15 protein-coding genes are annotated in these 17510 nt (G+C 76.1%); 11 read left to right on the forward strand and 4 right to left on the reverse strand.

What is annotated here, in order from left to right:
- The first annotated feature begins 2 nt into the window (after nt 1-2).
- From ABT238_RS14985 to ABT238_RS15005, 5 genes are all read left to right on the forward strand, one after another.
- A complete protein-coding gene (locus tag ABT238_RS14985; protein WP_350757722.1) occupies nt 3-947 on the forward strand; it encodes a TRAFAC clade GTPase domain-containing protein in 945 nt (314 codons plus the stop codon).
- Nucleotides 944-2443 (forward strand): dynamin family protein, encoded by a 1500-nt coding sequence (locus ABT238_RS14990; RefSeq protein ID WP_350568509.1) that lies wholly within the window; start codon nt 944-946, stop codon nt 2441-2443. Before ABT238_RS14985 ends, ABT238_RS14990 begins: the two co-directional genes overlap by 4 nt.
- A gap of 247 nt (nt 2444-2690) precedes the next feature.
- Nucleotides 2691-3830 carry a competence protein CoiA family protein gene (locus ABT238_RS14995; RefSeq protein WP_350568508.1) on the forward strand — a complete coding sequence of 380 codons (1140 nt, stop codon included), beginning with the start codon at nt 2691-2693 and terminating at the stop codon, nt 3828-3830.
- A 471-nt stretch (nt 3831-4301) separates the two neighbouring features.
- Nucleotides 4302-4892: a hypothetical protein gene (locus tag ABT238_RS15000; protein ID WP_350757725.1), complete on the forward strand. Its 591-nt coding sequence runs from the start codon at nt 4302-4304 to the stop codon at nt 4890-4892.
- Nucleotides 4893-5010: 118 nt separating this feature from the next.
- Nucleotides 5011-7635, forward strand: coding sequence for an NACHT domain-containing protein (locus ABT238_RS15005; RefSeq protein WP_350568506.1), 2625 nt, complete (start codon nt 5011-5013; stop codon nt 7633-7635).
- 19 nt (nt 7636-7654) lie between these two features.
- On the opposite strand, the gene ABT238_RS15010 is transcribed toward ABT238_RS15005, so the two are convergent.
- Together ABT238_RS15010 and ABT238_RS15015 are read right to left on the reverse strand one after the other, a co-directional pair.
- Nucleotides 7655-8713 (reverse strand): hypothetical protein, encoded by a 1059-nt coding sequence (locus ABT238_RS15010; protein WP_350757727.1) that lies wholly within the window; start codon nt 8711-8713, stop codon nt 7655-7657.
- Complete coding sequence (locus tag ABT238_RS15015) at nt 8710-9399, reverse strand: Crp/Fnr family transcriptional regulator (RefSeq protein WP_350757729.1); 690 nt, start codon at nt 9397-9399, stop codon at nt 8710-8712. Before ABT238_RS15015 ends, ABT238_RS15010 begins: the two co-directional genes overlap by 4 nt.
- 329 nt (nt 9400-9728) lie before the next feature.
- Here ABT238_RS15015 and ABT238_RS15020 point away from each other — a divergent pair, with 329 nt between their 5' ends.
- Complete coding sequence (locus ABT238_RS15020) at nt 9729-11267, forward strand: S8 family peptidase (protein ID WP_350757733.1); 1539 nt, start codon at nt 9729-9731, stop codon at nt 11265-11267.
- Nucleotides 11268-11280: 13 nt separating this feature from the next.
- On the opposite strand, the gene ABT238_RS15025 is transcribed toward ABT238_RS15020, so the two are convergent.
- Nucleotides 11281-12183 (reverse strand): LysR family transcriptional regulator, encoded by a 903-nt coding sequence (locus ABT238_RS15025; protein ID WP_350568501.1) that lies wholly within the window; start codon nt 12181-12183, stop codon nt 11281-11283.
- 114 nt (nt 12184-12297) lie between these two features.
- Between ABT238_RS15025 and ABT238_RS15030 the strand changes: the two genes are divergently transcribed.
- From ABT238_RS15030 to ABT238_RS15040, 3 genes are all read left to right on the forward strand, one after another.
- Entirely contained in the window at nt 12298-13224 is a 927-nt protein-coding gene (locus tag ABT238_RS15030; protein ID WP_350568500.1) for a pseudouridine-5'-phosphate glycosidase, read from the forward strand.
- Between the two features lie 3 nt (nt 13225-13227).
- Nucleotides 13228-14133, forward strand: coding sequence for a carbohydrate kinase family protein (locus ABT238_RS15035; RefSeq protein ID WP_350757737.1), 906 nt, complete (start codon nt 13228-13230; stop codon nt 14131-14133).
- A 210-nt stretch (nt 14134-14343) separates the two neighbouring features.
- Entirely contained in the window at nt 14344-14577 is a 234-nt protein-coding gene (locus tag ABT238_RS15040; RefSeq protein ID WP_350568497.1) for a hypothetical protein, read from the forward strand.
- A gap of 186 nt (nt 14578-14763) precedes the next feature.
- Here ABT238_RS15040 and ABT238_RS15045 read toward each other — a convergent pair whose 3' ends face one another.
- Complete coding sequence (locus ABT238_RS15045) at nt 14764-15381, reverse strand: HAD family hydrolase (protein WP_350757741.1); 618 nt, start codon at nt 15379-15381, stop codon at nt 14764-14766.
- Between the two features lie 350 nt (nt 15382-15731).
- Here ABT238_RS15045 and ABT238_RS15050 point away from each other — a divergent pair, with 350 nt between their 5' ends.
- The gene (locus tag ABT238_RS15050) at nt 15732-16499 is read left to right on the forward strand and encodes a putative protein N(5)-glutamine methyltransferase (RefSeq protein ID WP_350758228.1); all 768 of its coding nucleotides are present in this window, start codon (nt 15732-15734) and stop codon (nt 16497-16499) included.
- 109 nt (nt 16500-16608) lie between these two features.
- Nucleotides 16609-17475, forward strand: coding sequence for a Rossmann-fold NAD(P)-binding domain-containing protein (locus tag ABT238_RS15055; RefSeq protein WP_502884316.1), 867 nt, complete (start codon nt 16609-16611; stop codon nt 17473-17475).
- Nucleotides 17476-17510: the final 35 nt, after the last annotated feature.

The following is a 17510-nucleotide window of genomic DNA, read 5'->3' on the forward strand; positions in this document are numbered from 1 at the left end:
TCATGGACCTGATGAACCTGCGAGTGGTCGCCCTCGGCCACAGCAGCGCCGGCAAGAGCAGCTACCTCGCCGCGATGTTCAGCCACCTCGCGCGCGGCCGCAAGGGCTTCCGGCTGGTCGCCGCCGACCGCCTGATCGCCGAGGAACTGACCGCCGCGGGCGGGAGGTTGCGCAAGGGCTTCTACCCGCCGCCGTCCTCCCGCCGCACCGACCTGAAGGCCGAACTGCGGTACGGGCGCGGCGAACTGCTCGGCTTCGACTGGACGGACTACCGGGGCGGCGCGCTCACCGGCTCGGCCGCCGACGACCCGGAGACCGCGCGGCTGCTGGAACGGCTCACCCACGCGGACGCGGTGGTCGTCTTCGCCGACGCCCACCGCCTCGCCACCGATCCCGAATCCCACGACGAGGTGCGCCGCACCGTCGTGCTGCTGCACCGCGCCGTCGACGGGCAGGGGCCGCCGCTGCCGATCGTCCTCGCCTACACCAAGGCCGACCTGGTCACCGACCCGGCCGACTGGGCGCGCGCCCGGGCCGCCATGGCCCCGCTGGAGGAGCTGGTCGCCGACGGCGGCCGGGTGCGCGGCACGGCGGTCGCGCTCTCCTGCGGGCCCTCGCCGCGCGGCGTGGCGGTGCCCGTCCTGTGGTGCCTCTCCACCCTGCTCACCCACCGGGCGCAGGAGGCGCAGGGGCGGCTGGCGACGGCCGAGGGCTTCGTCAAGGACCTCCGCAAGGAGGCCAACGGGATCGACAGCCTGGTCTCCTGGTTCAAGGGCGTGGAGAGCGCGGCCAAGCGGCTCACGTACTGGGAGGAGGAACTGCGCGAGCGCACGGAGGAGCTGGCCGGGCTGCGCCGCCCGGCCCGGCGGCTCGCCAGGCTGCTGGAGCGCGAGCAGCGCGGCACCGCCCCGCCGGCCGGCGCGCCCGCCCGTGCGGCGGCCCGGTGACCGCCGCGCCGGGCCAGGGGGCGGGCGGCCCGCCGCCGTCGGACGAACTCGCCCCGTTGGTGGCCGCGTTCTGCGCCGAGCTGGCCGGCCGGCTGCCCCCGGGACCTGCGGAGAAGGCGGTGCGGGCGGTCCACGAGCGGCTGGCCGAGCGCACCCTGCGGATCGCCGTCGGCGGCCGGATGAACGCGGGCAAGTCCACCCTGGTGAACGCCCTGCTCGGCCGCCGGCTCGCCGCCTCGGCCGCCACCGAGTGCACCACGGTGGTCGCCTGGTTCCGGCCCGGCCGGCTCAACCGGCTCCAGGTCCGGCTACGGGACGGCACCGCCCACTGGCAGCCCGGCGGCCTGCCCCGCGACCCCCGGGGCCTCGGGGCGGGCGCCGAGCAGATCGCCGAGGTCGTCGTCGAGGCCGCCGGACTGCGGCCCGCCGGCGACTGCGTGCTCGTCGACACCCCCGGCCTCGACTCGCTCAGCGGCCTCGACGAGCCCGCGCTGGACGCCCTCGCCCGGGCCGACGCGATGATCTACGTCATGCCGCACCCCGGCGCCGGCGACGCCGAGGCACTGGGCGCCCTGCGCGCCCAGGCCGACGGCCGGATGACCGCGCTCAACGCCGTCGGCGTACTCAGCCGGATCGACCTGCTCGGCGAGGGCCACGGCGACCCCTGGCCGCGCGCCCGGCAGGTCGCCGCGACCAACGCCGGCCGGCTCGCCGGACTGGTCGACGAGGTGCTCCCGGTGGTCGGCCTGCTCGCCCAGACCGCCCTCGGTGACGACTTCACCGAACCGGACGCCGCCCTGGTCCGCCGCCTCGCCGACGCCCCCGGTGCCGACCTGCGCCGCGCCCTCTACTCCGGCCGCCGCTTCCTCGACTGGGACGGCGCACCGCTCACCCGCCCCGAACGGCAGCGGCTGTTCGGCCTGCTCGGCGTCTACGGCATCGACACCGCCCTGAACGCCGCCCGCCGGGCCCGCACCGAGGGCCGCCCGATCGGGGCCGCCGCCCTGCTCGTGGAGTTCCGCGCGGCCTCCGGCATCGGCGCCGTCGTCGAACACCTGCGGCTGCGCTTCGTCGACGCCGCCGACGCGCTGCGCTCGGCCGCCGCCCTCGGCGCCGTGGAGACGGCCCTCGGCACCGGCGACGGCCTGCCCGCCGAGGTGCTGCACCGGGCCCGCACCCGGATCGGCGAGTTGCGCCGGCACCCGGAACTGCGCCGCCACGAACTCGCCCGGGCGCTGGCGGCGGTGGCCGGCCGGCGCCTCGAACTCGACGAGGACTCCGCCGCCGCCCTGATCGCCCTCGCCACCGGCCGCACCCCCGCCGCCCGGCTGCGGCTGCCCGCCGACACCGCCCCCGCCGACCTGCGCCGCGCCGCGGCGCGGGCCGCCCGCCACTGGCGCCGCCTGGAGGACGGCCCCCTGCGCGACGTAGGCCGCTACGCACGGATCGCCCGCGAACTCTGCGAGGGCCTCTACTTCGCCGTCCCGCCCGCCTGACCACCGCTCACCGCGGGTGGCCTGTTCCGAGGGGCCGCATTCCGGGTGATCGACCAGAAATACGGCATCTCCAGCGCAGGGCTGGTCGGATTGCCGCAATGGCCGGGAGATTCGGCGCGGGATCAGGACAACTGTCCGGAGAACCTGGGAATTCGGAGGCATCCGGGAGCGCGTAGGCGTTGGAATCACAGCTGCGGTCCCTTTCACCCGAGCCTACCCCGGTAGTCGAAGGCAGAGAAGAGATGCCATGGACGATTTCGACGGCGAAACCTCCACACGCAACCCGGTTTTCTGCACCCTCGTCAACGCCACCCTCGACCTCGACCGCGAGGACCTCGGGCACCCCGGCCACCCGGGCCTGTGGGAGCGTCTGCTCGGCGACCGGCGCCCGGTCGACCAGCGCGGGCTTCACTGCCCCGACTGCCTCAGCACCCGTGGCATCTCCGCCTGGATGTACGTCTTCGAGCGCCGCGGCGTCCGCGTCGCCGCGCACCACCACCCGCCTCACCACCGTCACCACCGCGAGAGCGACGAACACAAGGCCTACAAGGAGCGCTACGTCCGCGCGGCCGAGAGCGCCGGCCACCGCGCCGAGGTGGAGGCGCTCGGACCCGACGGGCGGCGGCGCACCGACGTGCTCGTCACCGGCGCCGACGGCATGCGGTACGGCTTCGCGCCGCAGCTGTCGTACATCACGGCGGCGACGGCACGGCAGCGGGACGCCGCCGACCGCGCCGACGGCATCACGCCCGTCTGGCACACCGTCCAGCCGAACTCCCCGCTGATCGACGCGGTCCACTGGACCCGCACGGACGACCTGCCCGCCGCCGCCATCCGCGACGACCGCCATCTGCTCGTCCGCGGCGGCGTCAGGGCCCTCGCGCTGGAGCAGTGCGACCGGATGCCGACCCCGTGCCCGGTGCGTCGGCATGGCAGCTGCGGCCGGCGCCACCCGCGCTGGGACCCCAGGCCCCGGCAGTTCGACGCCCTCGTCCGGGACATCGCCTCCGGCGCCTACCTGCCGCTCACCCTGAAGGCGGGCCGCGGCCTGCGCCGCTTCTGGGCCCCCGCCGGGGATCTCGACGCCTTCCTCGCATGCACCGCGGATCCGGGGGCGCCGCCGCGCGGCCGCACGACCGGCTCGCGCCCGCGCCGCCGGGGACAGTGCGTGGTCGACCGGGCCGAGCGGCACGGCCGCCGCTTCGAGGCCCCGCCCACCCTGCCACCGGCCGCCGAGCCCCCGCGCCCGATCGCCCGGCCGCCCCTGGCGCCGGTCGTGCCACACGTCTGCTCGGCAGGCCACGGCGCCCGCTGCGGAGCACCCGCCCGCCCGTACGCGGGAGGCTGGTTCTGCGACGACCACCGGCCGGGCACGAAGCCGGCATGAGCGTCCACCCGCGGCGAACCGGCCGGCCTCCGGACGCCCCGTCGGCACCGGGTGGACACGGTGCCGGCGAGGCCGACGCCGCGTCCACCCGGTGGCGCGCGGTCAGGCTTGGCGGAACAGGACCGCGTGGTACGGGGCGTCCTGGAGCTCGATGGTGGACTTCTGGTCCAGGATGGCGTCGGGCTCGCCTCCGCACGTGTCGTTCTTGTACAGGTACGCCTTCTGGTCGGTGCCGTTGTACCACTCGGTCCAGTTGGTGAGGCCCGGGTCCTTGGGGGCGTCGGGGAGGGCATGGCACCCTTCGGGGTTCTCCAGGCTGAAGTAGGGCCGTCCGGCATGATGGCTCCCGTACGAAGCGCCCCGGGAGGGGGCGTGCGTCGGAACGGGGAGGGCGGACCGATGAGGCGTCTGGCGGCAACGGCGGCGGCGGGTGTGCTGGCGGGGTTGGTGGCGGTGACCGGCTGCGGAAGCGTGAGCGTCACCGGAGCCGGAGCCGGAGCCGGTGGCGGTGGAGGCGGGACCAGCACACCCACCGCGTCCGGCTCCGCCGCCGCGCCCGACTACGCCGAGCAGCTGCGGCAGGGTGTCGCCGAACACGACCGGCTCTTCCCCCAGGTGGCGGCGCTGGGCTGCGCGTCCGCGCGGCCGACCCCCTCCACCGCGGGTACGGGAGCCGCCCCGGCCGCCCCGGCCGCCCCGGCCGAGCCGGCCGATCCCTGGGCGGCCAAGCACGCCGAGAACTCGATGTACAAGCAGATGGCGCCCCTCACCGCGGTGGACCGCTGCCGGGGCGAGGCGCACGGCCAGCGGATCTCCGAGGCGCTCAAGGCGCGCGCCGCGAAGGCGCCGCTCACCCAGGACGACGTCCGCGGCATCCTGGAGTCGCTCGGCTACCCGCGTGACTCCGCCCAACTCGCGGCCGTGGGCGGCGAGATCTCGTTCGAGCTCACCGTCCCGGGCACCGGCCCCTGCGTCGGCGGCCGGCTCGGCAGCACCGTCACCGTTCAGGCCCACGGTTTCTACCTGGACGGCGGCTGCACCGAGCCGAAGGGCGGCCACTGACCCCGGGCACCGCTTCGGGCCCCGCTTGGGCGAGGAGCCCGGTCGGGTGAACGAACGGTCGCGGCCCTGATACAAAGGAGTGGCGCGCGGCAGCGGGCGACAGAGGCGGGGCGGGGGAGTGACAGCATCCGAACAAGGCCACGGGCCAACGGACATCCGCAACATCGTCACCGACAGCACGGTGCACTACCTGGTCCAGATCGGCGTGCTCAACGGTGAGCTGCACCTCACCGTGCCGCCGCCACCCGTACCGCCGGCGACACCCCTCGCCCTCGCCGAGGAGCGGCTGGCCCGCAGCCTGCTGTACCAGTGGCGGGCCGAGGCCGACGCCTGGGACATGGCCGACCCCGAACCGCTGGCCGTCCGCTGGGTGCACAGCCGCACCGCGCTCGGGGCGGGGACCGGACTCGGCGGGCGCGGCGACCGGGTGGGCACGATGGCGCAGGCCCTGCTCGGGCTCGACCACCGCCGCCTGCTGATCCTCGGCGGGGCCGGCGCGGGCAAGACGACCCTCGCCGTGCTGCTCACCCTGGAACTGCTCGCCCGCCGGCTCACCCGCGGCGAGGACGTCCCGGTGCCCGTGGTGCTCTCGCTGGAGTCCTGGGACGCCGAGCGGGTCAACTTCCACGACTGGCTGATCGGCCGGATCACCGAGGAGCACCCCGGTCTGCCGCGGGTGGACGGACGTCACCCCGCCGGGCAACTGGTCAGCGAGCGGCGCCTGCTGCCCGTCCTGGACAGCCTCGACGAGCTGCCCGAGCACCGGCGGATCGCCGTGCTCGGCGCCCTCGGGCGCCAACTGGGCCAGGACGGCGGGGTGGTGCTGATCTGCCGGACCGAGGCCTACCGCGACCTGGTGGCCGCGCAGCAGGACGTGCTCCGGGTGGACTCGGCGATCGAGGCGCTGCCGCTGGACCCCGCCGACGTGGTGGCCTACCTGCGCGAGGCCTGCCCTCCGTCGCGCGTCGAGGAGTGGGCGCCCCTGGTGGCGGAGCTCCGACGGCGGCCCGACGGCCCGGTGGGCCGGGCGCTGTCGACGCCGCTGATGGTGTGGCTGCTGCGGCGCGGGTACGAGCGGGCGCCGGCGGATCCGGGCGAGCTGGTGGACCGCCGGCGCTTCGCGACCGCCGGGCAGGTGGAACGGCACCTGCTCGACCGGATCGTTCCCGCGTCCTTCCCGCAACTGCCGCCGGGGCCCGACCGCCTGCACCCGCCCCGGCAGTGGGAGCCGGAGCGGGCGCGGGTCTGGCTGTCCCACCTCGCCAGACTGATGAGCCGTCAGGGGACCGCCGAGCTGGCCTGGTGGCGGCTGTTCGGCGCGCCGGTGCCGCGGGCGCTGGCGGTGCCCGTGCTGATCGCGACGGGGATCGCCCTGTCCGCGCTGTTCGAGCTGGTGCTGGGGTCCGTCGGGGACACCGCGGGCCGGATCTTCGGCTTCGGGACCGTGCTGGGCCTGAGCGTGACGCTGGCGGGAGCGGTCCGGCTGACCGGACAGGCGTGGTTCGGGGACCACCCCGCGACGCCCCGGCGGCGGGCCAACCCGCTGCGCTTCGCCGGCGCCCTGCGCTCGGCCGGCCGCAACGGCAGGCTGGGCCGGGCCTGGCGGCTCACGGTGGTGATCGGCGGTCCGCCGGTGATCCTGGGCCTGGGCGTGTTCCAGGTCCTGGAACCGTCGACGGCGGGGCTCACCATGGTGCTGGGCGTGCTGCTGCCCGGCTATCTGATGATCGTGATGGCGGCACCCTCGGACACCGTGGACGCCGCGACCCCCGATGCGCTGCTGCGCTCGGAGCGGACCTCGGTCCTGCTGACGATGGGCGTCCTCGCGCCGCTGATCGCCGCCGGGGTGGCGCTGATGGGCTGGTCGCGGACGTACTACCGGGTGGACTGGGCCGACGCCCTGGCGGCCTGGTGCGGCTCGTGCGCGATGTTCCTGCTGCTCAGCCCGTGGAGCCGGTGGCTGCTGGCGCGGTGCTCGCTGGCGCTGGTGGGCCAGGTGCCCTGGGCGCTGATGACGTTCCTGCGCGACGCCCACCGGGCCGGCCTGCTGCAGCGCACCGCCGGGACGTACCGCTTCCGGAACCTGCGGCTCCAGCAGCACCTGGCCGCCACGGCCGGCCCGGCGGCGGCGCCGGTTCCCGGTCCCCGTACGACGTCCGGCGGCGCGGCGGCCGTGCTGACCGACCCCCTCTCCGGGGCGGCCGTGCGTCCGGCCTCGACCTGGCGGGGCTTCACGGTGCGGCGCGACCCGGGCTCGTACCTGCTCAGCGGCCGGACCCGCGCGGTGGTCCTGGCGCACTGGGGCCCGCTCGGTGCCCTGATGGGCCTCCAGCTGGTCCGGACCACGGTGAGCGGCACATGGGACCGGCCGGAGTCCTGGGCGCCGCTGGTCTTTCTGCCCGCCGTCGGCCTGCTGCTGATGCTGATCCGCTTCCTGCCCCGGCGGCGGTTCGAACTGCACATCACCGACACCTTCATCGCCGCCCGGTGGGGACGGCGCCGCTGCCGTCACGCGTGGCAGGACGTGATGGAGGTGGCGGTCCACCGGGTCCACAGCCGTGGCCGCGACGCCCGCGTGCACGGCATCCACGTCCGGCTGCGGCCGGGAGCGCCCGTTCCCCCGGCGCGCTACCGGGGGCAGGACGGGTGGTACCTGGTGCAGCCGCTGGGCATCGGGCGCTCCCTGCCGCCGGACATCGCGCAGGCGCTGGCCGAACTCTCCGGCGGCCGCTGGCGGCCGTAGCCCCCGCCCCGCGGACGGCTCAGTGGTGCGGCCCGTGCCACCAGTGGTCCGGGGAGCCGTCCTGCGGGTCGTGGCCTCCGTGGCCGTCGTGGGTGTGGTAACCGTGGTGGTCGTCGTACGGGATGCCGGTGTCCTCGTGGTGCGGGTCGTGGTGGTGCGGGTCGGCGTCCCAGGCGTCGTCGGCGAAGGCGTCGCTGCCGTAGCCGTCGTGGTGCGGCCCGTGGCCGTCGTGGTGGTCCGCGGAGCCGTCCTGCGGCCCGTGGCCGTCGTGGCCGTGCTGGGCCTCGTGACCGTGGTGAGCGTGGTGATCGTGCCCGGGGCGGCCGTCGTCGTGGTGGTGCGGCGGCTCGTCGTCGTGGGGGCGGTGCGGCGGGGTGGCGCCCAGGGCGGCGCCGGCCAGCCCGTCGCCGAGGCCGCGCAGCAGCGCGGAGCCCGCCGACCGGCGCCGGGAGCCGGGCGGGGCGGGCGAGGGCAGCACCACCAGCGCGCCGGAGCGGGGTGTGCCCACCCAGGCGCGCGCCTCGAAGCGCTTGGCCGGGATCTCCACGGTGATCCTGGTGAACTCCTCGACCGGCACGCCGTCCCCGCCCGCCGCGAAGGTGTCGGCGAACAGGTCGTCGGCGACCACCAGAGCCAGATCGGTGTCCGGCGTGTCCTTGAGCGCGGCCCGGGTCTCCTGGCAGTCCAGCAGTCGGCAGGCGGTCTCCACCGAGCGGGCCACGAAGCCCAGCGCCGCCCGCTGCACCCCGCCCTGGGCGAGGGCCGCCCGCACCCGCAGCCGTCCGGCCGTCCCGGGCGCCCGGTTCAGCGTGTGCAGCGCGTCGCGCAGGCCGAGCACCAGGCCCGGCAGTGCCTTCGCCTCGTCGGCGTCGGGCGGCAGCAGGAGCAGTTGGCCGTCACCGCGGTCCTGGGTCTCGCAGCGGGCCCGGTCGACGCCGGCCCGGCCGCAGGCGTGGTCCAGCGCGCGGTCCAGCCGCTCCTGCACCTTCTGCTGCACCCGGTACGGCCGGCCGCTGTAGGCCTCGATGTCGACGACCAGGCAGATCCGGCGCAGCCGGGGGGTCACCGCGCCGCTCACGCCCGGCCACCGCCGCCCGGCGGGAGCGGCACGCCGGCCGCCCGGGCGAGCGCGGCCTGGTCGCGGACGACGAGTTCGCGGTAGCTGGTGCGCACGGCGCCCTGGTCCCGCAGGGTGCGCAGCGAGCGTTCGACGCTGGCGGGGGAGAGCCGGGCGAGCGCGGCCAGGTCGGCGTGGCTGAGCGGGATGTCGATCCGCAGGCCGTCCTCGCCGGGGGTGCCGTAGGAGCCGAGCAGGGTGTGCAGGGTGCGGGCGAGCCGGGCGAGGCCGGTGCCGTGGCCGGCGTCGACCCGGTGGCGGGTGGCCGAGCGGAGCTTGCGGGTGACCGAGCGCTGGACGGCGAGGGCCGCGGCGGGCCGGTCGGCGAGGAAGTCGAGGAAGGCCCGGCCGCCGATCTCCCGGGTGGTGCTGGTGCGGACGGCGAGGACGCTGGCCGAGCGCGGTTCGCCGTCCAGCACGGCCAGTTCGCCGAGGAGTTCACCTGGCAGTCGGACGGCGAGCAGCGCCTCGCCGCCGTCCTCGGTGGCGGCGACCACCTTGACGCAGCCGGTCAGCAGGATGGCGGCCCGGTCGCCCGGTTCGCCCTCGATCATCAGGGCCTCGCCCGGTGCGTAGACCCGCCGGGTGCCGAGCCGCCCGAGTTCCCGCAGGTCCGTGGCGTCGAGGCCGGTGAACGGCCCGCGCACGAAGGGAGTGATCCGGGAGGCGCCGGGTCTGCCCGGTTCCCCGTCCGGCCGCGTGACATCGCGTGCGCTGTGCATGGTGCCTGCCCCCACCGGTCGGCAACCCCGCCCCAACGGGGCGATTCCGTACGGAAGATAGCGCACCGACCGGCGCGGTGTCAGTCTCGGAACGCCGTGCGCCGCCGGACCGCGCCGGTCCCGGACCGGTCGTCGGCGAAGCACAACGACCTTCGGTTGCCAGCGATTTGACGATCCGTCAGTCTTGTGGGCGAGTCCATACCGGAGGGGGTTCGATGATGGGTTCGGGGCGACGTTCACGAAGGGTCTGCGCGGTGCTGGGCACGGCCGCGGTCCTGACGATCGGGGCCGGCGGGGTGTTCCCCGCCTCGGCGGCGGTTCCGGAGGGGGTCGTGCAGGGTGAGGGCTCGCCCGGGGCCGTTCCCGGCAGCTACCTGGTCGTGCTCAAACCCGCCGCGGCGAAGGCGGGTTCGGTCGCGGACGGCACGGCGGCGCTGGCGCGTTCCTACGGCGGCACGGTGCGTCGCAGCTTCGACGCCGCGCTGCGCGGGTTCTCCGCCGATCTCACGGCGAAGCAGGCGCGCCGGCTGGCCGCCGACCCGTCGGTGGCGCTGGTGTCGCGGAACCGCCGGGTGCGGGCCGAGGGTGTGCAGACGGCGCCGGAGTCCTGGGGGCTGGACCGGATCGACCAGCGCCGCTTCCCCTACGACGACCGCTACACCTCTCCGGACGCGGGGGGAGCCGGGGTGACGGCGTACATCGTGGACACCGGGGTGCGGGTCACCTCGGAGGAGTTCGAGGGGCGCGCCTCCTACGGCTACGACGCGATCGACAACGACGACGTCGCCCAGGACGGGCACGGTCACGGCACCCACGTCGCGGGAACGGTGGCCAGCCACACCTACGGGGTCGCCAAGGCCGCGAAGATCGTCGCCGTGCGGGTGCTCGACGACGACGGAGAGGGCACCACCGAGCAGGTGGTCGCGGGCATCGACTGGGTCACCAGGCACGCCGTCCGCCCGGCCGTGGTCAACATGAGCCTGGGCAGCGACCCGGACCCGGTGATGGACGCGGCGGTCGCGGGGTCCATCGCGGCGGGCCTGACCTACACGGTCGCGGCGGGCAACCAGAGCGTGGACGCGAGCCAGCACTCCCCGGCCCGGGTGCCGGGCGCCATCACCGTCGGCGCGTCCGACCGGGACGACGTCCCGGCCTCGTTCTCCAACTACGGCCCCGTGGTGGACCTCTACGCGCCGGGCGTGGACATCACCTCGGTCTGGTCCGTCGTCGACATGGGCGGCCTGGGCATCGACATGTCGGGAACCTCGATGGCCTCCCCGCACGCGGCGGGCGCCGCGGCCCTCTACCTGGCGTCGCACCCGACCGCCACCCCCGCCCAGGTGTCCGCGGCGCTGACCGCGGCGGCGACCGCCGGCTCGCTGCACGGGCTCGGAGCCGGCTCCCCGGACCGCCTGCTGTACACCGGCACGGTGCCGAACCGCCCGCGCGGCCCGCTGTTCGCCGCTCCGGGGCCGGTGCCCTTCGACGGGGTCGGCACGGTCGATTCGCCCGTCACCGTCACCGGGGTCCCCGGCAGGGCGCCCCGTGACCTCGACGTCTCCGTGGACATCGGCTACTGGTGGCGCGGCGACCTCAAGGTCGAGCTGATCGCCCCGGACGGCGCGGCGTTCCTGCTGCACGACACCGACATCGGGGAGGCCTACTCGAACCTGGTCGGCGTGTACGGCGTCGACGCCTCCGCGCACACCGCGGCCGGGGTGTGGCGGCTGCGGGTGACCGACGTCGGCGGCTACTTCCCCGGCACCGTCAACGGCTGGTCGCTGCGGTTCTGAGCGGCCCCGCGGCTCAGAACGCCTCCAGGGCGGCCGCCTCCTCGCGGACCAGCTCGCGCAGCGCCGCGAGCGCGGGGCGGCGGTCGTCCAGGCGCCACTGCAGCTCCAGCGGCAGCGTGGCGCGCCCGGCCAGCCGCACGGTGACCACGTCCCCGGTGAGGTGGCCGGTCATCGAGGCGGGGACGAGCGAGAACGCCCGGCTCTGCGCCAGCAGGTAGAGCCGGGAGCCGACGATCCGGGCCGGGCCGACCAGCACCGGCGGCTCGACCCCGCGCTCGGCGCACAGCGCCAGCACATGGTCGTAGTAGCGCGGGCTCTGCTCGCGCGGCCACAACAGCAGCGGCAGGTCGCCCAGTTCGTCCAGCCGGACGGCGTCGCGCCCGGCCAGCGGATGGTCCCGGCTGAGCGCGATCCGCACCGGCTCGTCGGCGATCCGCTCCCGCCGGTAGCCGGGCACGTCGTCCAGGAAGCGGCCGAGGCCGATGTCGGCGAGCTCGGCGGCCAGCGTCGGCGAGACCCGGCCGGTGTCCACCGACAGCTCGGCCAGCACCAGCTCCGGCAGCTCCCGTTCGGCGCGGCTGACCACGGCGGGCAGCAGCCGGTTGACCACGGTGGGGGAGGCGACGATCCGCGCGGTGCCCAGCCGGGCCTCCTCGTGCAGCCGCACCCGGGCGAGCAGCGCGTCGGCCCGGGCCAGCAGGCCGGCCGACTCGGCGGCCATCACCTCCCCGGCGGAGGTCAGCCGCACCGCCCGCCGGCTGCGGTCGAACAGCTCCACCCCGACGGTCCGCTCCAGCCGGGCGACCTCCTGGCTGACCGTCGGCTGGGAGATGTGCAGCCGTTCGGCCGCCCGGCCGAAGTGCAGGGTGTCGGCCACCACGAGGAAGACCTCCAGCTGGCGCAGGGTGAGACTCATAGCCGGAAGTCTATGAGAAGGGCTGGTATTCATTCTGGATCCCGATGTGATCGCTCCCTACGCTGAAGCCACCCCTGCCACACCGTGGTGGCAGCCTCACAGGGAGCACCCACCATGACCGGACTGCCCATCCGCATCTCCGAGGAAGTCGCCGAGGCCGTCGCCGCCGGCGCCCCCGTCGTCGCCCTGGAGTCGACGATCTTCACCCACGGGCTGCCCCGGCCGCGCAACCTGGAGGTCGCGCTGGAGGCGGAGGAGCGGCTGCGGTCCACCGGCGTCGTCCCGGCCACCATCGGCGTCTACGCGGGTGTGCCCACGGTGGGCCTGTCCGCCGGGCAGATCGAGGAACTGTCCGCGGCCGACGACCTCGACAAGGCCAGCCTGCGCGACCTCCCGGTGGTCGCCGCGCTCGGCCGCCACGGCGGCACCACCGTCGCCGCCACCGCCTTCCTCGCGCACCGCGCCGGTATCCGGGTGTTCTCCACCGGCGGCCTCGGCGGCGTGCACTTCGGCGCCTCCGAGAGCTTCGACGAGTCCGCGGACCTGACCACCCTGGCGGCCACCCCGGTCACCGTGATCAGCGCCGGCGTGAAGTCGATCCTCGACATCCGGGCCACCCTGGAGCGCTTCGAGACCCTCAACATCCCGGTCATCGGCTACCGCACCCGCCGCTACCCCGGCTTCTACGTCACCGACTCCGGCCACACCATCGGCTACCAGGTCGACACCCCCGAGCAGGCCGCCCGGGTGATCGAGGCCCGCGACGGCCTGGAGCTGCCGCAGGCCGTCCTGATCGCCAACCCGGTCGACCCGGCCAAGCAGCTCCCGCCGCAGGAACTGGACGCGCTGCTCACCCGCGCCTGGGCCGAGGCGGAGCGCCGGGGCATCACCGGCAACGCCTCCACGCCGTTCCTGCTCGACTACATCCAGCGCGACACCCAGGGCCGCAGCCTGGAGGTGAACGTCGAGGTCTACCGGGGCAACGTCCGGCTGGGCGGCGAGATCGCCACCGCGCTGGCCGCCGCCCGAAGCGAGGGCTGACCGGTGCTCGGCGTGCTCGGCGACCTCGTCGAGGACATCGTCGTCTGGGTGGCCGGCCCGCTGCGGCACGGCACCGACTCCACCGCCCGGGTCTTCCGGCAGCGCGGCGGCAGCGCCGCCAACGTCGCCGCCTTCGCCGCCGGACAGATCCCCACCCGCTTCCTCGGCTGCGTCGGCGACGACCCGGCCGGGCACGGCCTGACCGCCGAACTGGCCGGCCACGGCGTGGACGTACGGGTCGCGCGGCGGGGGAGCACCGGCAGCATCGTCGTCCTGATCGACGACGCCGGCGAGCGCACCATGCTCCCCGACCGGGGCGCGGCCACCCTGCTGGAGGCCGTCCCGGACGCCTGGCTGGACGGCCTCGCCCACCTGCACGTCCCCGCCTACTCCTTCGACGGGGAACCGGTCGGCACGGCGGCCGTCGACGCGCTGCGCCGGGTCCGCGCGGCCGGCGGCAGCACCTCGCTGGACGCCTCCTCGACCGGCATGCTGGAGGGCTTCGGCCGCGAGCGCTTCCTCGGCCTCGCCGCCGAACTCGCGCCCACCCTGCTGTTCGCCAACCGCGAGGAGTCCGCCTACCTGGGGCTGCTCGTCGACGGGCGCCCCGGGCCGGAGCGGGCCCGGCTGGCGGCCACCACGGTGATCACCAAGTCGGGCGCCGAGGCGACCACGATCGACGTGCCAGGACAGGCGCCGCTCACCGTGCCGGTGCCGCCGGTCGGCGAGGTCCGCGACCTCACCGGCGCGGGCGACGCCTTCGCGGCCGGCTTCCTCGCGGCCTTCCTGGACGGCCGCCTGACGGGCACCGGCCCGGGCACGGCCGGGCTGCGCGCGGCCGCCGCGCGCGGCCACCGCTGCGCGGCCCGGGTGCTGGCCTCGCCCGGCGCCTCCTGCCCGCAGGACTGAGCGGGCCTTCCCCCCCCGGACCGCCGGGCCGTGCCACCCATCCCCCGGGCGGCGCGGCCCGGTGCCTTGTTGTCGGGGACACGCTCACCAACGGCGCAGGGTCCGACCCGCGGGGCGGCGGCTGGGATAGGAGATGGCTCGTCCCATCACCCAGCCCACTCGCCCACCCGACTCGCCCACCCGAGTCATCCGCCCGACAAGGGGTCCGCCATGACACTCGCCAGATCCGCCGCCCGCGCGATCGGGTCCGCCCTGCTGCTCGCCGCCGCCCTGCTGGCCATCCCGCTCACCACCGCCCAGCCGGCCGCCGCCCAGGGACCGCGCAACGAGAAGGAGGCGGCGGTGTGCCGCCAGGTCCTCGGCACCTTCCTCGGCTTCGCCGGCCACCACGTGACCGAGGCCTGCGCCGTCCGGCCGCAGGAAGCCGCCCCCGCCACCCGCTGAGGCCCGCCGCCCGCCCCGTCCTCCGGGGTGGGACGGGCGGCACCGCCGTCACCCCCGTGAGCCTCGCCGCCACCGGGTGGTGCTCACAGGGAGGTGCTCACTGGGAGCTCACCGGGCGCCGCGGGCAGGGTCCAGGTGGCGGTGGCCGGTGAGCGGAGCGGGGGCGCGCGCTCCGGGTGCCGGGCGTCAGTCCAGCAGCGGGGCGAGCGCCCGTGCCAGGTCCAGCGGCGTCCGGAAGTGCACCGTCGTCATGCCCAGCCCCGCGGCGGCGGCCACGTTGCGGGCGCTGTCGTCGACGAACAGGCAGCCCTCCGGTGCCACGCCCGCCCGCTCGGCCGCCACCCGGAAGATCGCCGGGTCCGGCTTGGCCGCCCCGACCCGGGCGCTGTTGACCACCCCCTCGGCCAGGTCGGCCAGCCCGAGCGCCGCCAGGTCCTCCTCCAGCCACAGCGTGGCGTTGGTCACCAGCAGCACCGGAGCCCGGCGCCGCGCCCGGCGCAGCAGCGCGACGACCTCCCCGTCCGCGCGGACCGGCGAGCCGGTGAACGCGGCCGCCAGCGCCGCCGCCCGCCCGGCCGGCACCCCGGAGCCCAGGCCGCCCGCGATCTCCGCCGTCCACTGCGCCCGGGTCAGCCCGCCGAGCACCAGCCGCCGGCCCAGTTCCTCCGCGAACGCCACCTCGAACGTCGTCCCCGGCGCGAGCCCGGCCGCCGCCTCCAGTCGGGCCACCTCGCGGTGGTCGAAGTGCCGGATCACACCGTCGATGTCGCACAGCACCGCGCCGGGCGGCTGAGGGCTCGTCACCGCTCCTGTCTACCACCCGCCGCCCGGGGCCGGTGCGGCGTCGGTGAAGAGCGTTCGTGGGCGGGCGGCGGGTGCGGTATGGTGACCGTCGCCGCAGCAGTACGCCTAGGAACGGGGAGGTGAGAACCCATGACCGCTGTGCCGGAACGGGTGCTCCCCGGCCGCGACAGCGACGCCCTCGCGCAGGACCACGCCCGGCCGTAGTACCGGCCGCCGTCGGAGCGCGCGGGACCGTCCGCCGTCCGGCGCCGTATGTGCGCGGGAGCCCCGGGTCGGACGACATCCTCCCACCTGTGCTCCGAGGGGTTCCCTTGCCTGTCCACCCGTCCACTTCCCTCCGCTCCGCCGTCATTGCCCGGTTGCGCGCCGCCGGCTGCGTCTTCGCCGAGGACGAGGCGCGCATCCTGCTCGCCGCCGCCGCGACGCCCGCCGAACTCGCCGTCATGGTCCGCGACCGTGCCGCCGGCCGGCCGCTCGAACACGTCGCCGGCTGGGCCGAGTTCGCCGGCCTGCGGATCGCCGTCGACCCCGGGGTCTTCGTGCCCCGCCGGCGCAGCGAGTTCCTGGCCCGCTCCGCCGCCGCGCTCGTTCGCGAGGACGCGCTGGTGGTCGACCTGTGCTGCGGCACCGGCGCCCTCGGCGCGGCGCTCGCCGCCACCGCGGAGCACCGCGTCCGGCTGTACGCCGCCGACGTGGACCCCGCCGCCGTGCGCTGCGCCCGCCGCAACCTCGCCGCGACCGGCGCCGGGGTGTTCGAGGGCGACCTCTTCGACGCCCTGCCGCCCGGCCTGCGCGGCCGGGTGGACGTGCTGCTCGCCAACGTGCCGTACGTGCCGACCGACGACATCGCGCTGCTGCCGGCCGAGGCCCGGCTGCACGAGGCCCGCCCGGCGCTGGACGGCGGCGCCGACGGCCTCGACGTGCTGCGCCGGGTGGCCGCCGACGCCCCGCACTGGCTGGCGCCGGGCGGCGCGCTGCTCTTCGAGACCAGCGACCAGCAGGCCGGCACCGCCCTCGGCGTGGTCACCGCCGCCGGGCTCAGCGCCACCCTCGGCTACGACGACGACCTCGACGCCACCGTGGTCACCGCCGTCCGGCCGGCGCCCGGGGTGTGGTAGCCGCGCCGGCGGCGTGCGGCCGTCGCGCGGTGGCCGTCCGGTCGTAGACGCGCACACATGCGGCTGAGCGCGACGGCCATGTCCGGGCGGCGGCGCGCGGAGTTGACTGATGCCCATGAACGAGAAGCCGAACAGCACTCAGCAGCCCAGCACCTCCGCCACCGCCGCCGCCCGGACCGTCCTGGTCACCGGCGGGACCGGCAAGACCGGCAGCCGGGTGGCCGAGCGCCTCACCGCGCTCGGCCACACCGCCCGGATCGGCTCGCGCACCGCACCGGTCCCCTTCGACTGGGCCGACGACACCACCTGGGACGCCGCCCTCGACGGCGTCGACGCCGCCTACCTCGCCTACTACCCCGACCTCGCCCTCCCCGGCGCCGTCGGGACCGTCGAGGCCTTCGCCCACCGCGCCGCCAAGGCCGGGGTCGGGCACCTGGTGCTGCTCTCCGGGCGCGGTGAGGAGGCCGCGCAGGCCGCCGAGGCGGCGGTCGCCGGGGCCGGCACCGGCTGGACGGTGGTCCGCTGCTCCTGGTTCGCGCAGAACTTCTCCGAGAGCTTCTTCCTGGAGCCGGTGCTCGGGGGCGAGCTGGCGCTGCCGACCGGCACCGCGGCCGAGCCGTTCGTCGACGTCGAGGACATCGCGGACGTTGCCGTCGCGGCGCTCACCGCGGACGGGCACGACGGCGAGGTCTACGAGCTGACCGGCCCGCGCCTGCTCACCTTCGCGGAGGTCGCCGCCGAGCTGTCCGCGGCCACCGGGCGGGAGATCCGGTTCACGCCGGTCACCGTCGAGGAGTACCGCGCGGTGCTGGCGGGCGTCGGCCTGCCCGGCGAGTTCGCGGACCTGTTCACGATGGTCCTGGACGGCCGCAACGCCCACCTGGCGGACGGCGTGCGGCGGGCGCTCGGCCGGGAGCCGCGCGACTTCGCCGACTACGCCAGGGACGCCGCCGCGTCCGGCGTCTGGAACGTCTGACCCGCCCCGAAGTCCGCTGCCCCGCCCCGGTCCGG

It is taken from the genome of Kitasatospora sp. NPDC001527 (genome assembly GCF_040298605.1).
Classification (GTDB): Bacteria; Actinomycetota; Actinomycetes; order Streptomycetales; family Streptomycetaceae; genus Kitasatospora.